The organism is Stenotrophomonas sp. YJH_SMC_122 (genome assembly GCF_059369535.1).
The window spans coordinates 37,746-55,632 of record NZ_JCAFST010000019.1 but is presented as its reverse complement, the minus strand read 5'-3'; the positions used below and the strand labels follow the sequence as shown (position 1 = coordinate 55,632).

Genomic DNA, 17,887 nt, shown 5'->3' with positions numbered 1-17,887 from the left:
CGCTGCTTACATCCACGGCTTCTACAATCCAGCCCGGCTACACTCGGCGCTGGGCTACCACTCGCCTAACAACTATGCCCGGCAGCTCCGGGCTGCCGCCTGAAACGGCTTCATGGCGTCCGTTTTCAGGGGGCCAGATCACACACCCCGCAAACCCACAGTGCCCCGCCTTCGACAGTTTGCCGGCGGCTGTTGGTAGGTGTCGACCTTGGTCGACACATCTGTCAGATATCGAAATAGATCGGGGTCAGATCCGTTTTCCGCAGGAAAACGGATCTGACCCCAAGAGCAGTTCCGACAGTTCGCAGGAAACTGTCGAAGGCGGGGCGGGTCCGGTTGCGGGAGTGTCCGCGGCATGGATGCCGCGGCCAAGCCCCCATGGATGGGTTTACGGCGTCTCCCGCAACCGGACCCACCCCGCCTACCCTCAGCAAACCAGCTTCTGCTGTTGCTGTTGCTCTGGATCGTAGCGGGTGCAGGGCGCAGCCCTGCCGAGCAACCCTATACTTGCCGCCGTGACTGCCTTCCCTGCCCTCGTTCCGCTGGATGCGCCGCTGCTGGTGGGCTACAGCGGTGGTGTCGACTCGACCGTGCTGCTGCACTGGCTGTGGCGCTGCGCACAGGCCTCCGGCACGGCGCTGCGTGCGGTGCACGTACACCATGGCCTGCAGGCCGATGCGGACGGCTGGGTGCTGCATTGCCAGCAGCAATGCGCGGCACTGGGCATTGCACTGGCCGTGCATCACGTGCAGATCGACAACCGCGCGGGCCTCGGCCTTGAAGGCGCGGCGCGGCAGGCGCGACGCGCCGCCTTCGCGGCCGAACTGCGCGACGGCGAAACGCTGGCACTGGCGCAGCACCAGGACGATCAGGCCGAGACCTTCCTGCTGCGTGCCCTGCGCGGTTCCGGTATTGACGGCCTGGCGGCGATGTCCGCACACAGCCGCATTGGCGGGCATCCGTTGTGGCGCCCCCTGCTGCCGGCAACGCGCAACGCGCTGCTCGACTACGCGCGCCAGCACGCGCTGCGCTGGATCGAAGACCCCAGCAATGGCCACGACCACGCCGATCGCAACTTCCTGCGCCTGCAGGTGCTGCCGTTGCTGCGCCAGCGCTGGCCGCATGCGGCTGCGGCATTGGCGGGCAGCGCAATGCACTGCGGGCAGACCCGTGCTCTGCTGGACGAGGAAGACGCCGAGCTGATCGCCCACCTGGAAGTGGCGCCACGCGTGCTTTCGCTGCAGCTGCTGCGCCAGGTGTCACCGGGGCGTGCCGCGCGCGTGCTGCGCGCCTGGGTGATCGGCCACGGTGCCGCCCCACTGCCGGCCACGGTACTGCAGCAGGGCCTGCACGAACTGCTGCCGGCCGGCAACGATCGCCAGGCGCGGGTGCGCTGGCACGAGCATGCCATCCAGCAATGGCGCGATCACGCCTATCTGCTGCCCGCGCAGCTGCCATCGCTGCCCTGCGGATGGCAGGCCGAATGGGATGGGCGTGCCCCCCTGCCGCTGCCCGATGGTGGCCAATTGCGCCTGCAGGGCGCCGTGGCCTTCGAACGCCCGCTTCAGGTCCGTGCACGCGTGGGCGGCGAGCGCATCGTGCTGCCCGGTCGCCCCCATTCGCATGCGCTGAAGGACTGCCTGCAACGCGAGCACCTGGCCCCCTGGCGGCGGGCCCAGCTGCCGCTGATCTTCGATGGGCCCCAGCTGCTTGCCGCCGCCGACGTGGTCATCGCGGCCCCTCTGCAAGGCTGGTTGCAGGCCCAGGATGCACAACTGCAGTGGCGTCCCGGCGGCTGGTGAATTGACCCCCGCGCGCAGCCCGTCCACACTTGCTGCATGGCCAAGAAGTCCCCCGAAAACGCCTCCCCGGTCGCCCAGTTCGAGCAGTCGCTCGAATCGCTGGAACAGCTGGTGGAGCAGATGGAAACCGGCGAGCTGAGCCTGGAAGCCTCGCTCAGTGCTTATGAACGCGGCGTCGGTCTGTACCGCCAGTGCCAGCAGGCGCTGGAACAGGCCGAACTGCGCGTGCGCCTGCTCAGCGATCCGGCGCAGCCGGAAGCATCCGAGCCTTTCGATCCGCCCAGCCATGACGGCTGAGGTTCTGTTCGCGCGCTGGCGCGACCGTATCGAAAGCCAGCTCGACGCCGCCCTGCCCTCGCCCGCCGAAGCACCGCAGCGCCTGCACCAGGCCATGCGCTATTCGGTGCTGGGCGGTGGCAAACGCATGCGACCGCTGCTGGTGTACGCCAGTGGCCACCTGTTCGGCGCGCAGCCGGAACACCTGGACGCAGCGGCGATGTCTGTCGAGCTCATCCACGCCTATTCGCTGGTGCATGACGACCTGCCGGCCATGGACGATGACGCGCTGCGACGCGGCAAGCCGACCACCCACATCGCCTTCGACGAAGCCACCGCGATCCTGGCCGGTGACGCCCTGCAGACCCGCGCCTTCGGCCTGCTGGCCGATGCGCCGCTGCCGGCCACGCTGCGCGTGGCCTGCCTGCAGACGCTGGCCCACGCGTCCGGCGCCTCCGGCATGTGTGGTGGCCAGGCGCTGGACATCGATGCCACCGGCCAGCAACAGACGCTCGCGGCACTGACCCGCATGCACGCGCTGAAAACCGGCGCGCTGATCCGCGCAGCGGTGCGCATGGGGGCGCTGTGCGGCCAGGCCCACGAACCACAGCTGGCCCAGCTGGACAGCTTCGCCGACGCGCTCGGCCTGGCCTTCCAGGTCCGCGATGACATCCTCGATGTCGAAGCCAGTTCCGAACAGCTGGGCAAGACCGCCGGCAAGGACCAGGCGCAGGACAAGAGCACCTTCCCCGCGCTGCTCGGCATGGACGGTGCGAAGGCGCAGCTGCGCGAACTGGCCGCACGCATGCAGGCCACGCTGGCCGGCCATGGCGAAGAAGCCGATGCGCTGCGCGCGCTGGCAACGCTGGCGGTGGAACGCGATCACTGATCGCTGGCGGTGACGCTGCCGCCAAACAGGAACGCCCGGCAATGCCGGGCGTTCCTGTTTGCGCGTGCAGCCGGTATTACTTGACCAGGCGCAGCGCGAACGGGTAGCGGTAGGCTTCGCCGTTGTTGGCCTTCACAGCGGCGATGATGCAGAACACCAGGTTCAGGATGCCGACGATCGGCGCCAGGATGCCGCCGATGATCACGATGGTCAGCACGATGCAGATCAGCATCGCGATGGTGATGGTGATCTGGAAGTTCAGCGCCTCCTTGGCCTGGTCTGTCACGAAGGACTTGCTGGCGTCATCCTTGTTGATCAGCCAGATGATCAGCGGGCCGATGAACCAGGTGAAGATGCCCAGCAGGTGCGCGGCCAGCGCCATGGTGCGCTGGTCGGCCGGGGCATTGGTGGTTGCCGGCGGCGGCGGGACGTTATCGAATTCACTCACGACAAAACTCCTTTTCATTGGGTGGTCTTGACCCACCAGCACCAAGCTGGTTGCGTCAGGCGGGCATAGCTTACGCCATCGACGCCATCAATCATTACCGGCAATGGTCATCCGCCCCAGCAGGATCGAGCCGGTCCGGATGTGCGAGCGCGGGTCGACGTCGCTGCCGACCGCCTCGATGCTGCTGAACATCTCGCGCAGGTTGCCGGCGATGGTGACGCCGTCCACCGGGTACTGGATCTCGCCATTCTCGACACGGAAGCCGCCCGCGCCCCGCGAGTAGTCGCCGGTCACCCCGTTCACACCCTGCCCCATCAGCTCGGTCACCAGCAGGCCGTCACCCATCTGCCGGGCGATCTCTTCGAGCGAACCGGCATTGGCCGCCAGCTGCAGGTTGTGCACGCCGCCGGCATTGGCGGTGGTCTGCAGGCCCAGCTTGCGCGCCGAATAGCTGCCCAGCACGTAACGCTGCAGCACGCCGTCACGGACCAGCGCCGAGGCACGGGTGGCCACGCCGTCGCCGTCGAAGGCGGCCGAGCGCAGGCCGCGGCGCAGGTGCGGCAGTTCGTCAATCTGCATCCACTCCGGGAACAGGCGCTGGCCGACGCTGTCCAGCAGGAAACTGGCCTGGCGGTACAACGCGCCGCCGGACACCGCCGACAGCAGGTGGCCGACCAGGCTGCGCGCCACTTCCGGGGCGAACAGCACCGGCATGCTGCCAGTGGCCAACGAACGCGGCTGCAGGCGGGCTACGGTGCGCTCGGCGGCGCGACGGCCGACCAGGCCCACGTCTTCCAGGTCCCCCTGCGCCAGCGCGCTGGTATACCAGCCATCGCGTTGCATGCCGTCGCCCTGCCCGGCGATCAGCGCGCAACCGATCGAATGGTGGGTGCCGCGCTCTCGGCCGAAAAAACCATGCGAATTGGCGTACACCGACAGGCTCTGCATGCTCGACACGGAAGCGCCGTCGGAATTGCGGATCTGCGCATCGGCCTCGCGGCCGGCCGCCTCGCAGGCCAGGGCCAGGTCCACCGCCTCATCGGCCTGCAGCGCCCACGGATGCCAACCGTCCAGCTCCGGGAAGTCGGTGGCCATCAGTGCGGCCTCGGCCAGGCCGGCGGCCGGGTCATCCTCGGTATGCCGGGCAATCGCGCAGGCCTGCTCGACCGTAGCGGCCAGGCTGGCCTCGTTCAGGTCGCCAGTGCTGGCACTGCCCTTGCGCTGCCCGAAATAGACGGTCACGGCGATGCCGCGGTCGCGGGTGGACTGCACGGTCTCCACTTCGCCAAGGCGGACATTGACCTCCAGGCCACGATCCTCGCTGCAGCTGACCTCGGCCTGGCTGGCGCCCAGCGCGCGGGCACGGTCGAGCAGTTGCTGGGAAAGGTCGGCCAGCCGTTCCAGCCGGGCCGGGCTGTCGTCGCCGACGGCCACTTCAGGGGCGATCACGTTCAATGCTTTATCCTGTACGGGTTGGGCCCGGCATCACGCCGGGCGACTTTTTTTGAGATCAGGTAGGGACGATGCGCGGACGCGACGAAGAAACCGGTGAATTCCACGACAAGAGCCGCAGCCAGAACCGGCGCGACGCGCTCGACGTCCTGGCCCTGGGCGAGAAGCTGGTGTCGTTGACTCCGGCCCAGCTGGCGCGCCTGCCGATCCCGGAAGACCTGCTGCCGCATATCGCCGAGTGCAAGCGCATCACCGCCCACATCGCCCACAAGCGCCAGCTGGCGTTCCTGGCCAAGCACATGCGCCGCGAGGACGAGGCAACGCTGGACGCGATCCGCGATGCGCTGGACGCCAACAGCGAAACCGGCCGCCGCGAAGTGGCGATGATGCACCGCGTGGAAGACTGGCGCGACCGCCTGCTGGCCGACGGTGACAAGGCGCTGGCCGCCCTGCTCGACGACTACCCGCAGGCCGACCGCCAGCAGCTGCGCACCCTGGTACGCAACGCGCAGGCCGAAAAGGCGAAGAACAAGCCGCCGCGCGCCTACCGCGAGATCTTCCAGGTGCTGCGCGCGCTGATGCTGCCGGCGGCGCTGGGCCTGAAGGCCGGCGCCGAAGACGCCGACCACATCGGGACCGGCGAAGCCGACGAGGACTGAGTCCGCGCCGGCCCGGGCGGTTGCTGTGGCCCTCGCCACGCTCAGGCCTGGGTACCGCCGACGGTGATGCCCTCGATCAACAGCGAGGGCTGGCCGACACCCACGGGCACGCTCTGCCCGTCCTTGCCGCAGATGCCCACGCCCTCGTCCAGGGCCAGGTCGTTGCCGACCATGCGCACCTTCTGCATGGTTTCCGGGCCGTTGCCGATCAGGGTCGCGCCCTTCACCGGCGTGGTGATGCGGCCATCCTCGATCAGGTAGGCCTCGGTGGCCGAGAACACGTACTTGCCGCTGGTGATGTCGACCTGGCCACCGCCGAAGTTGACCGCGTACAGGCCCTTCTTCACCGAACGGATCATCTCCTGCGGGTCGTGCTCGCCGGCGCGCATGTAGGTGTTGGTCATGCGCGGCATGGTCAGGTGCGCGAACGATTCACGGCGCCCGTTGCCGGTCGGGGCCATGCCCATCAGCCGCGCATTGAGGCTGTCCTGCATGTAGCCGACCAGGATGCCGTCCTCGATCAGCGGGGTGCACTGGCTCGGGTGGCCTTCGTCGTCGATGTTCAACGAACCGCGGCGACCGTCGAGGGTGCCGTCGTCGACGATGGTCACCCCGGGCGCGGCGACGCGCTCACCGATGCGGCCGGCGTAGACGCTGGTGCCCTTGCGATTGAAGTCGCCTTCCAGACCGTGGCCGACCGCTTCGTGCAGCAGCACGCCCGGCCAACCCGGGCCGAGCACCACCGGCATCATGCCGGCCGGCGCCGGCACCGCTTCCAGGTTCACCAGCGCCTGGCGCAGCGCTTCCTGGGCGAGGGCTTCGGGGCGGCCGCTGGCAAACAGGTCTTCGTAGCCATAACGGCCACCGCCACCGGCATAGCCGGACTCGCGACGGCCGTTGTGCTCGACGATCACCTGCACATTCAGGCGCACCAGCGGACGCACATCGGCCGCCAGCACACCGTCGCTGCGGGCGATCAGCACCGTATCGACGCCGCCGGACAGGCTCACCATCACCTGCTTCACGCGCGGGTCGGCGGCACGCAGGTAACCATCCAGGCGCTTGAGCACCTCGACCTTGGCTTCGTTGCCGATACCATCGATCGGGTCCAGCGCCGGGTACAGTGCGCGCGCATTGCCGCGAAGCAGCGATCGCCCGGACTGCGCACCGCCCTCACGCGAGATCGCGCGCGCCGACTGCGCCGCCGCCAGCAGCGCGTCGGCATGGATGTCATCGGAGTACGCGAAACCGGTCTTCTCGCCGGAAATCGCACGTACACCCACGCCCTGCTCGATGGAATGGGCACCGTCCTTGACGATGCCGTCTTCCACGCTCCAGCTCTCGCGGCGGGCGTGCTGGAAATAAAGGTCGCCGAAGTCGACACCGGGGCCGAGCAACTGGCCGAAGGTGCGCTCCAGGCCAGCGGTATCCAGGCCGCCGGGGCGCAGCAGGCGGTCTTGGGCAAGCGTCAGGGCGATATCAGTCATGGTCTCGATCTGGGGGTGCGGGGGCGCTCAGGCAAGCCCCGTGAACAGGGAACCGCGCTCAGCGCGAGCGCGGCAGGTCGGTGACGGTCGGCGGAATGGCCGGTGCAGACGCCGGCACGGGCGGTGATGGGGTCTTGTCGCGGCTGCGCTCGATCACTTCCACCTTCGGTTCCTTCCATGGACCGGTCACCTTGTAGGTTCGGGCGCCAATCTCGCCCAGCGGCTTGGACAATACCGCATTGGTGGCCGCGCCCAGCGCGGCCCCCACCGGGCCGCCGGCCACCGCGCCGACCACGGTCAGCAGGTTGCCCGCGCGCGGGTTGACGTCGATGGTCTGGTCGAACCGCTGGTTGCGCAGGTCGGCCTGGCCACGGATGGTGATGTTGGCCGCCGGGCCTTCGATCAGCACCTTGTCGGTGCGCGCCATGCCCTGGCCGAACTGCATGCTGCCGTCGATCTGGTTGAACGCGAAGCCCTTGGAGAAGAAGTCGCGGAAGTCGAACATCAGGCGCCGCGGCAGTTGCGCGACGCTGAGCAGGCCCAGCACGCGGCCGGCGCCAGGCTCCAGCTCCAGCAGCTGGCCATTGCGCGCATGCAGGTCGAGGCTGCCCTGCAGGTTGCCCAGCTGGAAATCCGACGGGCCTCCGCTCCACGAGGCCTGCAACTGCGCCTGGCCGGAACCGCCGCGCAACTGGCCGCCGTAATCAAGGTTCTGCATCAACCCACCCAGATCCTCGCTGCGCACCTGTGCGGTCAACTCGGTACGGGCACCACCGGTCCGGCCCAGCCAGCGACCGCTGATGTCGATCTCCTGGTCCGGCGCGCGGAAACGCAGCTCATCCACGTTCAGGCCGTTGGCCAGCGGCCGCGTGCGCAGCACCGCCTGGCCCAGCACCACCTTGCCGAACTTCAGGTCGGCAATGTCCAGCGCGAACGGCGGCAGCTTGGCCGGGTCCATGTCGTTGGCACCGGCCTGTACCCGCGCCGGTGCAGCCGGCGCACCCGGTACCGCCGGCAGTGACTGCCAGTGCACGCGGTCAAGCTGGCCACTGATCGTGCCACCGTCCGCATTGGGGACGGTCAGGCGCCCGGCCAGCGAGGGGCCGTCCAACCGCACATCCAGTGCCTGTGGACCCGGGTGCAGCTGCAGCCGGGTCTGCTCGAACACGCCGCCGATCAGCTTCAACTGGCCGACCTGGACGTCCACCGCTCGCAGCGGCATCGCATCGTCGTCACCGCCGCCCCGCGCCAGGCCGATCCACTCCAGCGCATCCAGCGTCGCGCTGCGGCCATTGACCGTCAGCCCGCTCGGCGGCGGCTCACGATCAACATGATCACTGCCCAGCGTGACCTGCACGCCGGTCTGGTTGTTGTGGCTGCGTGCGGCCAGCGCCAGGCGCTGGCCAAAGGCCACATCGATGCGGCCGGCGCCCATCGGCAACTGCGCGGCCACCGTAGTCGCCAGCGGTTCGGCGGCCGGTTTGTCCAGCGGTGCCGGCAGGTCCAGCCGCGTGCCGACCAGTTCCGAACTCAACCGCAGTTCACTCGGCGGCGCGGGCGCCCCCGGGGCCACCTTGGGCAGGTTGACCGCGATGGTCCACGCTGAAGTGCCGGTGATGTAGGGCTTGAGCCAGGCCATTTCCGGTGCGCGGTCGATCAGTACGCCTGCATCAAGATGCGCCGTCAGCTGCGATTCGAAGGCCCGCGTGCTGTCGTGCACGTAGCCACCAGCGCGCAGGCTCAGGCGGCCATCCTGGCCGAGGTGGCGCACCGCCAGTTCCTCGGCGCCGAAGCCGCCATTGCTGTAGCGCGCCTGCCCTCGCATGTTGTCGAAGGCCAGCTGGAAGCGCTTGTCGACCAGCTTCACGCCGGTCAGGTCGACCGTCCCCTGCAGATGACCACCACCTTCATCGTGGTGCAGCGGCTGCAGCAGATCGAACGTCACATGTGCCGGACCACTGGCGACCAGGTTGTCCAGGGTATCGCCATAGTCCTTGTGCAACGGGCTCTGGCGCAGCATCGCCAGCAGCTTGCCGGCTTCGCTCGGCGCGTCGGCGCGCACGTACAGCGGCTGATGGCCGAAGTCCGGAATGCCGGCTTCGAACTTCTGCACTGCCACGCCCGCCAGATCGCCACGTCCACGCATCTCGAAGCCGGGGCCGATGAAGGCGATATCGGCATCAACCTGGCGCATCAGCGGCCAATCGTGCTGGAAGCGGATGTCGCCATTGCTGATGTGGCCGGTGGCCTCGAAGCGGCCATCGTTGTTGTCGAACGGCCAGTCGTCCAGGTCACCGGTGACCAGGCCGACACCGCCACGCACCTGGCCGCCGGCCAGTGCCATGTCCAGCCAGTCGGTGGCGCCCTTGCTCATCTTGGAGTGGATCCAGAAGCGCTTGGCCGCCGTCATCGGCACGTCGTCCAGCTTGGCGGCCAGCTGCAGCCACGGCCGCGTACCGTCGCCCTGGAACCAGACGCCGCCGCGCACGTCGGCCGCGTAGTCGGTGCCTTCCACGCGCATCGCCGGCGTTCCGATCCGCCAACCGCCGCCCTCGTCGCGCCACCCCACGATCTGTCCGGCCAGATGCAGGTCATGCCGCACGCCAAAGCCGGTCGGCCAATCGAACTGCAGCTGCCGTTGCGGCTGCAGCTGCAGGCTGAAGCCATCGGCATCGCCTTCGAAACGCCCCCCGAGGCCGCGCAGGCCCGGAGAATTGCCGACGCTGGCAAAGCCCAGCGACTGCAGTTCGCCCTGTGCCCGCAACGGGCCATCACGTTCGCCGGCCAACTGCAATCGGCGCACCTCCAGCTGCGGCCTGGACAGGAACAGCCAGCGCCGCAGACCCGGTTCAAGGAGATTGCTCAGGGCCAGCCCGCGCAGCGCGGTACCAGCCTGCACCGCACCGGCGTTCACCCGCAGCTGCTTGCCGATCTGCAGCTGCAGGCCATCGAGCTGCTGTTCGCCATCTTCGGTCTTCAGGCGCAGGCGCGGCACCTGCAACGCCCAGCCATCGGCCTGACGCTGCCAGCGCAGGCGGGCCTGCAGCCGCCGCAGCTGCAGCTGCGGCGCTGCCACGCCGGGCATCGGTGCACCGTCGACGCGCACGTCCCGCAGGTCCGAATCGGTGGTCAGCGCGACCGGCGCGAAATCACGCAGGGTCAGCCACAGGTTCAGCTCGCCCTTGCCCTCGCGCAGGCGCACGCCGCCGGCCGCCAGCAAGGGCGCCCAGGCGTGGAAATCGACCGGGTCGGCGCCGAGCCAGGCCTGGCCGTTGCCGCGCGCACGGTCCACGTCCAGTACCGCGGTCAGCGGCAGCGCTTCGGGCTGCGCCCAGGCGCGTACCCCCACGCGCAGGCGATCACCATTGACCCGCATGCGCAGGTCGATGCGCGGCAGCGTGCTGTCGATGCCCAGCGCCGGCGCGTGCACGCCCAGGCGGCCGCCGATCACCTGCAGCTCGCCGAGCCGGCGCAACGCATCCAGCGGATCCCCCCCGTTGTCGGATTGCGGCAACCCCCGCACCGACCAGCGTCCGTGTTCATCCTGCTGCAGGTCCAGGGCCAGGCCACGCAGGCGCAGTTCGGTCAGCGAGCGCCCGGGCAGCAGCCCGCTGTACATCGACACCAGGACTTCGGCCTCGCCGATCGGCAGGCCCTGCCCGGCGCCGATGCGCAGGCCCTTCAGCTGCAGCAGCGGGCCACGCCGGGTCCAGGCGGTCTGCAGCTGGTCGAAACGCACCGGCTGGCCGGCCCGCTCGCTCAGCCAGGCGGCAATCTTTTCCGGATGGCGCTCGGCCAGCGGCAGCAGCTGGCTGAGCGTGCCCACCAGCAGTGCAAGCCCGACCAGGCCCACCGCACAGGCGGCAATGAAATGACGGCGGATCCTTCGCAGTCGCAGGCGCGGCGGCGCGCTCATCGGCCACCGCCGGCCTGCGGCCGGCGACGATCAGAGCAGAACGACATCGAATTGCTCCTGCAGGTACTGCTCGTCCGCCTGGAAGCGGATGCTCTTGCCGAGGAATTCCTCCAGTTCGGCCACCGCCGCGGACTCCTCGTCGGTAATGCGCGCGACCACCTTGGTCGACGCGATCACCAGCAGGCGCGCGGCATCGAACTGTCGCACCGCGCGGGTGATCTCGCGGAAGATCTCGTAGGTCACCGTCTCGGTGGTCTTGATGCTGCCGCGGCCACTGCACTGCGGGCAGGTTTCCGACAGCTGGCGCTCCAGGCTTTCCACCGTGCGCTTGCGGGTCATCTCCACCAGGCCCAGCGGCGAGAAATCATAGACCGTGGTCTTGGCGTGGTCGCGCGCCAGCGCCTTCTCCAGCGTGCGCAGCACCTGGCGGCGATGCTCGGCATCATCCATATCGATGAAGTCGATGATGATGATCCCGCCCAGGTTGCGCAGCCGCAGCTGACGCGCCACTGCCTGCGCCGCTTCCAGGTTGGTGCGGAACACCGTCTCTTCCAGGTTGCGCTGGCCGAGGAACGAACCGGTATTGACGTCGATGGTGGTCATCGCCTCGGTCTGGTCGATCACCAGGTAGCCACCGGACTTGAGCGGCACCTGCTTGTCCAGCGCGCGGCCGATCTCGTCTTCCACGCCGAACATGTCGAAGATCGGGCGATCGCCGGAGTACAGCTCCAGCTTCTCGGCCAGTACCGGCATGTACTTGGCGACGAAGGCCTGCAGCTGGCCGAAGGTCTCCTTCGAGTCGACCTTCACCTTGTCCACGTCCTTGCGGATCAGGTCGCGCACCGAACGCAGCGGCAGGCTCAGGTCTTCATAGATGATGCTGCACGACGGCGCCTCGCGGCCGCGGCGCTCGACCACGTTCCACACGCGCGACAGGTAGGCGATGTCCTCGGCGATGGCCTCGGCCGGCTGCCCTTCGGCGTTGGTGCGCACGATGTAGCCGTAGCCACCGTGCTGCGCCGACAGTTCGGTCACCAGCGCCTTCAGGCGGGCGCGCTCGGTTTCGTCTTCGATGCGCGCCGACACGCCCACCACCTTGGACTGCGGCAGCAGCACCATGTAGCGCGAGGGAATGCTGATCTGCGTGGTCAGGCGGGCGCCCTTGGTGCCGATCGGGTCCTTCACCACCTGCACCACGATGTCCTGGCCGTCGCGCAGCAGCTCGACGATCGGCACGCTGGCCGGCGGCGGCAGGGTGGTGTTCTCGGTGTCGGCGCTGGCCACCGGCGCCGGCCGCACCACGTCGTTGGCGTGCAGGAACGCCGCGCGCTCCAGGCCGACTTCGACGAAGGCGGCCTGCATGCCGGGCATGACCCGCTGCACCTTGCCCTTGTAGATGTTGCCGACCACGCCACGGCGCCAACCGCGCTCGATGTGCAGTTCCTGCAGCATGCCGTTTTCGATCACCGCGACCCGGGTCTCGCGCGGGGTCACATTGACCAGGATTTCCTCAGACATCGGCAGCCTCCCTGGCGGCATCGGCAGTGGGGACCGGCACGCCACAGCGGGCCAGCAGACGATCGGTATGCAGCAGCGGCAGCCCCATCACGCCGGAGTAGCTGCCGGAAAGGTGTTCGATCCAGCGTTCGGCCCCACCCTGGATGGCGTAGGCGCCGGCCTTGTCCAGCGGCTCGCCGGTGGCGACATAGGCGGCGATGTCGGCGGCATCGATCGGGGCGAAGGTCACCTCGGAAATGACCAGCTCACTGTCCAGGCCGCCGGCGCCGACCACCACCACCGCGGTCATCACCTGGTGGGTGCGCCCGGCCAGTCGCGCCAGCATCGCCCGCGCGTCGGCGGCATCGACCGGCTTGCCGAAGACCTCGCCGTCCAGCACGACCTCGGTATCCGAACCGAGCACCCGCGCCTGCGGGTCATCGGCCAGCACCTGGGCCAGCCCGGCGCGCGCCTTGTCGGCAGCGACCCGGCACACATACTGTTCGGCGCTTTCAGTGGCCGCGCGCTGCTCGACGACCTCCAGGTCAAGGGCCTGGAAGGGGCGTCCGAGTCGGGCCAGCAGCTGGTTGCGTCGGGGGGAGCGGGAAGCAAGATAGAGCATCGGCACAGCATAACCTGAGGCCACCGCCTGAATCGTCGGCAACCCGTTACGGAACCGCTGCAACCCCGATCAGGCTCACAGCGCGTTCATCGCTACGACACCACCCTCACCGCCACAACAAGGAGATCCCATGCGCCTGACCGCCACCCCGCTGCTGCTCGCCCTGTCCCTCGCCCTTGGAACCTCGATGACCGCCCATGCCGCTCCGCCGTCGCCGCCGATCGCCGCCCCGGCCGAAGGCACCCTGCTGAACATCTCGGCCAACGCCGAGGCCACCCGTGTACCGGACGTCGCCACCCTGTCCGCCGGCGTGGTCACCCAGGCCGCCGACGGCAACAGCGCCATGCGCCAGAACGCCCAGCAGATGGACAAGGTGCTGGCCGCGATCAAGGCCGCCGGCATTGCCGAGCGCGACGTGCAGACCAGCGGCGTCAGCCTCAATCCGCAGTACCGCTATGCCGACAATGAGGCACCGAAGATCACCGGCTACCAGGCCAGCAACACGGTCAGCCTGAAGGTCCGCGACATCGCCAAGCTCGGCAAGGTGCTGGACGCGCTGGCCGCGCAGGGCGCCAACCAGATCAACGGGCCCAGCTTCGAGATCGACCAGCCCGAGCCGGTCTATGACGAAGCCCGCCTGGCCGCCCTGAAGAAAGCCCAGGCGCGCGCCCAGACCTACGCCAGGTCGCTGGGCCTGCAGGTGCGCCGCATCGTCAGCATCTCCGAGAACAGCAACGGCGGTTTCCGCCCGATGCCGATGATGCGCACCATGGCCGCCGGCGCGGCGATGGACAAGGCCACCCCGGTCGCACCGGGTGAATCGACCGTCTCGGTCAACCTGGACGTGGTGTTCGAACTGGGCCGCTGATCGCGTACGGCACGGCCGACACAGGCGGGTCCCGCAGGGGGCCCGCCTTTTTCGTGTATTCCGGCGGCGTTGGCTGAAGGCCAGCCCAACGCGCATGCCCCTGCCTCTAGGCAGTGGCCGCCATGCCGCGCTACTGATGAACTGCCAGCCGCGTGCGGCAACCCCGCCACGGACCCTGGTGCGTTGAGGACTTCGTCACTGGCATGGAGGTGGATCATGGTTCGTACCTATCCCGTTGCATCCCCGCACTTCGACCCCGCCCGCGTAGCCGCCTGGAGTGCAGCGATCGCCCTGCACCTGCTGGCCTTCCTGTTGCTGCTCATCCCTGCGACCTACCAGGCCGTGCAGGCCCCGCGTGAAAAGACTCCGGTGAGGCTGATCGAGAAGATCCCGCCACCGCCGACGCCGCCGGCTCCGGTCCCGCCCAAAGAGATCGTCCAGGTGGTGCCGAAGCCGCGGACGCAGCCGGTGGTACCGCCACTGCCCGCACCCACCGCGACCGTGGAAGAGACCCAGGGCATCGCATTGCCGGCCGCCGAACCGGCTCCGCCGCAGCTGGCGCCCAGCATCGACACCTCCACCCCGCTGGCCGGCGCCCAGCTGCAGTACCGCAGCGCCCCGCCACCGACCTATCCGATCCAGTCCCTGCGCAACCACGAACAGGGCACGGTGCTGTTGCGGGTGGAAGTGGACACCCGTGGCCAGCCGGTCGCGGTCAGCGTCGAGCGCAGCAGCGGCTCGCGCAACCTGGACCAGGCCGCCCGCCAGCAGGTCCTCAAGCATTGGCGCTTCGAGCCCGCCCAGCGTGACGGCGTGGCGGTTCCGGCCATCGGCATGGTGCCGGTGCAGTTCTCGCTGCCGGACTGAGCGTCCCACCGGCCCGGCCTCGCGCCGGGCCGGCCCCTGCCACTGCCCGGCAAATGCGGACATGCCAGGGCCAAGCGTTACTGATTAAGCAAAAATTCACGACGTCGTCACCTGCTGGAAACCTAGATTGGCGCGTCCCGGTATCGATCCGGCGACAGCCCTCAACGCTACGGTTTTCCAGTTAGGAGAGAAGCTGTGAAACACCCGATCCAACGGCCCGCCAGCCGCCGCCGCACCACCCTGGCATCGTCCATCACCCATATCCTTGCTGGCAGCACCCTGCTGCTGGTCGGCGCCGTGGCTTCTTCCTCAGCCTTTGCACAGGAGCAGGCCACCAACCTCGACCGCATCACGGTCACCGGCTCGAACATTCCGCGCACCAACACCGAGACACCGTCGCCGGTGCAGGTGGTGACCCGCCAGGAAATCGACCGCACCGGCAAGACCACGGTCGCCGAGTACCTGCAGACCCTGACCGCCGACGGCGCAGGCTCCATTCCCAAGACCTTCGGCAACGGCTTCGCCGGTGGCGGCGCCGGCATCTCGCTGCGTGGCCTGGGCGCCGGCTCGACGCTGGTGCTGTTGAACGGCCGCCGCATGGCCACCTACGGCCTGGCCGATGACGGCCAGAAGGTCTTCACCGACCTCAGCACCATCCCGCTCGATGCCGTCGAGCGCGTGGAAGTGCTCAAGGACGGCGCCTCGGCGATCTATGGCTCCGACGCCATCGCCGGCGTGGTCAACATCATCCTGCGCAGCGACTTCCAAGGCGCCATCCTGCGCGGTTCCTACGGCATTTCCGGTGACGGCGATGGCGATGCGAAGAAGGCGACCCTCACTGCCGGCACCGGCGACCTGTCCAGCGATGGCTGGAATGCGTTCTTCAGCCTGGACGTCGGCAAGACCGACGCGATCAAGATCAGCGACCGCAAGAACCGCAAGTGGATCGGCACCGGCGATATCCGGCGCTGGGGTTACGACGCTGCAGACGCGCAGTTCCTGGGCGGCGCCTACCTGTCGGGCGGTACCGCCGGCGGCGTGGGTCCCAATGGTTCGGTGTTCGATGCCACCGGCCATCTGGTTGCCCTGCCGGGCTGCGCCGGGCTGACCTCGATTCCCGGGCAGAGTGACGCGACCGCACAGGCCCAGGGTTGCCTGTGGGATCCGGCGCAGCAGTACCGCGATCTGAGCCCGGAAGAGAAGTACGTGAACGTGTTCGGCCGCGCCAGCTTCGCGTTTGGTGAAGGCGGCGAGGTCTATACCGAGATCGGTTACTCGAAGAAGGAAACGGTCTTCAGCAATACGCCATCCGGCGTATCCGGCGGCTGGGGCTACCCTGGCGGCCCGGTCAACGCCAACAGCGGTGCCGGTGCGACCCAGCTGTATGCAGGGCATCCGGACAACCCGCTGCCCACCGCGGCCCGCCTGCGTTACAGCGCGTGGGACGTGGGCCCGCGCGTGACCGACAATACCAATGAGTTCAACCGCTTCCTGGTGGGTGTCAAGGGCAACTGGGGCGACTGGAGCTACGACACCGCCTACCTGCATTCCGGCACCGACCTGGTCAACAAGCGCACGGGTTTCCTGCGCTATGACGCAGTACGCTGCGTGCTGGGCAATCCGGCCTGCCCCTATGGCACCTGGCGCATTGGCGACAATGCCTCGCAGACGCCGCAGTCGGTCTACGATGCCATCAGCCCGACCATCAGCGCGCGTGCCAAGTCGAGCCTGGACATGTTCGACTTCACCATCTCGCGCAGCCTGATGGATCTCAAGGGGGGGCCGCTGGGCCTGGCCTTCGGTACGGAGTGGCGCAAGACGAGCAACAGCCTGACGCCGCAGACCTTCACCGATATCGGCCAGATCATCGGCCTGGGCTACTCGGCCTATGACGGCACGCAGAATGTGTATGCCGGCTACGCCGAACTGTCCGCACCGGTGCTGGAGCAGTTGGAGCTGAGCGCTGCGGTCCGCTACGACAAGTACGAAAGCGGCGAAGGCAAGGCCACGCCGAAGCTGGGCGTGAAGTGGACCCCGGCCGACTGGATCGCACTGCGCGCCAGCTACGCTGAAGGCTTCCGCGCGCCGAACCCGGCCGAGAACGGTGACGGTGGCCTGGCCGCTTTCTCCAACGCCCGCGATCCGGTGCGTTGCGCCATCGATCCGGCCAACGAATGCACCGCGCGCTCGGTGGCGATCATCACGCGGCCGAACAAGGACCTGAAGCCGGAAGAGTCCAAGAGCTATTCGGTGGGCATCGTGCTGCAGCCAACCTCGACCACCTCGCTGACTGTGGATGCGTGGGAAATCAAGCGCACCAACGAAATCGCACAGGGCAGCACGGCCGACGCCATCGCCGCGGGCAACGTTCTCCGCGATGCCAACAACATTGGCGGAGTCGCCAACAGCGGCACCATCCTGGCCGTCAATACCGCCTACGTGAATGCCAACTCCTCGCGCGTCCGCGGCATCGACACCGACATCCGCCAGACCTTCGACATCGGCCCGGGCCAGCTGGAAATGGACCTGCAGTGGAGCCATGTGCTCAAGTTCGAGCGCACCGAGGGTGATACCACCGTCGACTATGTGGGCACCCACGGCAACTGCGACGTGACCAACTGCATCGGCACGCCGAAGGACCGCATCAACTTCGGCACCACCTGGAAGCAGGGCCCGTGGAGCATCAGCGGCGTGGCCAACTACATCAGCAAGCTGGAGAACAAGGACCGCCGTGGCGGTGACTACCTGGCCTTCTATGAAGACGGCGAGCCGGTAGAGAAGATCTCCTCGTTCACCACCTTCGATCTGTCCGGCCGCTGGAACATCACCGAAGCCTTCGAGCTGAACGCTTCGGTGCAGAACGTGTTCGACCGCATCGCGCCGCTCGACCCGAGCACTTACGGTGCAGTCAATTACAACCCGCTGCACTTCAGTGGTGCGATTGGCCGGTACTTCACTGTCGGCGCCAAGTACACGTTCAAATAATCCTGCTGCTTTGTTCGCTTCGAAGGCCCGGGCTGTTGCCCGGGCCTTCGTCGTTTCCTGGCTGATCGTTGTCCATGTCGGTTCCCGCACGCCCGGCCTTGCAGCCATGTTCACGAGCA

General features: G+C 68.1%; 13 protein-coding genes. 7 read left to right on the top strand and 6 right to left on the bottom strand.

The features are described from left to right. Positions 1 to 515 precede the first annotated feature (515 nt). The 3 genes from tilS to AC5P66_RS19035 are packed head-to-tail and all read left to right on the top strand — an operon-like array spanning position 516 to position 2,967. The gene (gene tilS / locus AC5P66_RS19045; RefSeq protein WP_181452456.1) at positions 516 to 1,802 is read left to right on the top strand and encodes a tRNA lysidine(34) synthetase TilS; all 1,287 of its coding nucleotides are present in this window, start codon (positions 516 to 518) and stop codon (positions 1,800 to 1,802) included. Between the two features lie 36 nt (positions 1,803 to 1,838). Then, positions 1,839 to 2,099 carry an exodeoxyribonuclease VII small subunit gene (locus AC5P66_RS19040; RefSeq protein ID WP_005410522.1) on the top strand — a complete coding sequence of 87 codons (261 nt, stop codon included), beginning with the start codon at positions 1,839 to 1,841 and terminating at the stop codon, positions 2,097 to 2,099. Further along, entirely contained in the window at positions 2,089 to 2,967 is an 879-nt protein-coding gene (locus AC5P66_RS19035; protein WP_049412476.1) for a polyprenyl synthetase family protein, read from the top strand. The genes AC5P66_RS19040 and AC5P66_RS19035 overlap by 11 nt, the downstream gene beginning before the upstream one ends. A 76-nt stretch (positions 2,968 to 3,043) precedes the next feature. Here AC5P66_RS19035 and AC5P66_RS19030 read toward each other — a convergent pair whose 3' ends face one another. Both AC5P66_RS19030 and pmbA read right to left on the bottom strand, forming a co-directional pair. After that, the gene (locus AC5P66_RS19030; RefSeq protein ID WP_005418071.1) at positions 3,044 to 3,415 is read right to left on the bottom strand and encodes a DUF4870 domain-containing protein; all 372 of its coding nucleotides are present in this window, start codon (positions 3,413 to 3,415) and stop codon (positions 3,044 to 3,046) included. An 87-nt stretch (positions 3,416 to 3,502) separates the two neighbouring features. Further along, positions 3,503 to 4,870, bottom strand: a complete 1,368-nt coding sequence (pmbA, locus tag AC5P66_RS19025; protein ID WP_049412473.1) for a metalloprotease PmbA — start codon at positions 4,868 to 4,870, stop codon at positions 3,503 to 3,505. A 68-nt stretch (positions 4,871 to 4,938) separates the two neighbouring features. On the opposite strand from pmbA, the gene yjgA reads away from it, so the two are divergent. Further along, the gene (yjgA, locus tag AC5P66_RS19020; RefSeq protein ID WP_049412470.1) at positions 4,939 to 5,526 is read left to right on the top strand and encodes a ribosome biogenesis factor YjgA; all 588 of its coding nucleotides are present in this window, start codon (positions 4,939 to 4,941) and stop codon (positions 5,524 to 5,526) included. Between the two features lie 41 nt (positions 5,527 to 5,567). Here the strand turns inward: yjgA and tldD are convergent, their stop codons facing one another. The 4 genes from tldD to AC5P66_RS19000 are packed head-to-tail and all read right to left on the bottom strand — an operon-like array spanning position 5,568 to position 13,048. Beyond that, complete coding sequence (tldD, locus tag AC5P66_RS19015) at positions 5,568 to 7,013, bottom strand: metalloprotease TldD (RefSeq protein WP_099485977.1); 1,446 nt, start codon at positions 7,011 to 7,013, stop codon at positions 5,568 to 5,570. 58 nt (positions 7,014 to 7,071) lie between these two features. Beyond that, positions 7,072 to 10,929, bottom strand: a complete 3,858-nt coding sequence (locus AC5P66_RS19010; protein WP_099496202.1) for a YhdP family protein — start codon at positions 10,927 to 10,929, stop codon at positions 7,072 to 7,074. Between the two features lie 30 nt (positions 10,930 to 10,959). Further along, complete coding sequence (gene rng, locus AC5P66_RS19005; protein ID WP_049412462.1) at positions 10,960 to 12,447, bottom strand: ribonuclease G; 1,488 nt, start codon at positions 12,445 to 12,447, stop codon at positions 10,960 to 10,962. Continuing rightward, positions 12,440 to 13,048: a Maf family nucleotide pyrophosphatase gene (locus tag AC5P66_RS19000; RefSeq protein WP_049438094.1), complete on the bottom strand. Its 609-nt coding sequence runs from the start codon at positions 13,046 to 13,048 to the stop codon at positions 12,440 to 12,442. Before AC5P66_RS19000 ends, rng begins: the two co-directional genes overlap by 8 nt. A 130-nt stretch (positions 13,049 to 13,178) precedes the next feature. Here AC5P66_RS19000 and AC5P66_RS18995 point away from each other — a divergent pair, with 130 nt between their 5' ends. From AC5P66_RS18995 to AC5P66_RS18985, 3 genes are all read left to right on the top strand, one after another. Beyond that, positions 13,179 to 13,916, top strand: a complete 738-nt coding sequence (locus tag AC5P66_RS18995) for an SIMPL domain-containing protein (protein WP_049412455.1) — start codon at positions 13,179 to 13,181, stop codon at positions 13,914 to 13,916. A 216-nt stretch (positions 13,917 to 14,132) separates the two neighbouring features. Then, positions 14,133 to 14,783: an energy transducer TonB gene (locus tag AC5P66_RS18990; RefSeq protein WP_005418094.1), complete on the top strand. Its 651-nt coding sequence runs from the start codon at positions 14,133 to 14,135 to the stop codon at positions 14,781 to 14,783. Between the two features lie 195 nt (positions 14,784 to 14,978). Next, a complete protein-coding gene (locus AC5P66_RS18985; protein WP_049412449.1) occupies positions 14,979 to 17,768 on the top strand; it encodes a TonB-dependent receptor in 2,790 nt (929 codons plus the stop codon). The last annotated feature ends 119 nt before the right edge of the window (positions 17,769 to 17,887 follow it).

What these genes read in the sequence shown, in the direction of transcription:
- AC5P66_RS19040 (WP_005410522.1), top strand. Translation starts at nt 1,839, where the DNA reads ATGGCCAAGAAGTCCCCCGAAAACGCCTCCCCGGTCGCCCAGTTCGAG.
- AC5P66_RS19035 (WP_049412476.1), top strand. Translation starts at nt 2,089, where the DNA reads ATGACGGCTGAGGTTCTGTTCGCGCGCTGGCGCGACCGTATCGAAAGC.
- yjgA (WP_049412470.1), top strand. Translation starts at nt 4,939, where the DNA reads ATGCGCGGACGCGACGAAGAAACCGGTGAATTCCACGACAAGAGCCGC.
- tldD (WP_099485977.1), bottom strand. Translation starts at nt 7,013, where the DNA reads ATGACTGATATCGCCCTGACGCTTGCCCAAGACCGCCTGCTGCGCCCC.
- AC5P66_RS19010 (WP_099496202.1), bottom strand. Translation starts at nt 10,929, where the DNA reads ATGAGCGCGCCGCCGCGCCTGCGACTGCGAAGGATCCGCCGTCATTTC.
- rng (WP_049412462.1), bottom strand. Translation starts at nt 12,447, where the DNA reads ATGTCTGAGGAAATCCTGGTCAATGTGACCCCGCGCGAGACCCGGGTC.
- AC5P66_RS19000 (WP_049438094.1), bottom strand. Translation starts at nt 13,048, where the DNA reads ATGCTCTATCTTGCTTCCCGCTCCCCCCGACGCAACCAGCTGCTGGCC.
- AC5P66_RS18995 (WP_049412455.1), top strand. Translation starts at nt 13,179, where the DNA reads ATGCGCCTGACCGCCACCCCGCTGCTGCTCGCCCTGTCCCTCGCCCTT.
- AC5P66_RS18990 (WP_005418094.1), top strand. Translation starts at nt 14,133, where the DNA reads ATGGTTCGTACCTATCCCGTTGCATCCCCGCACTTCGACCCCGCCCGC.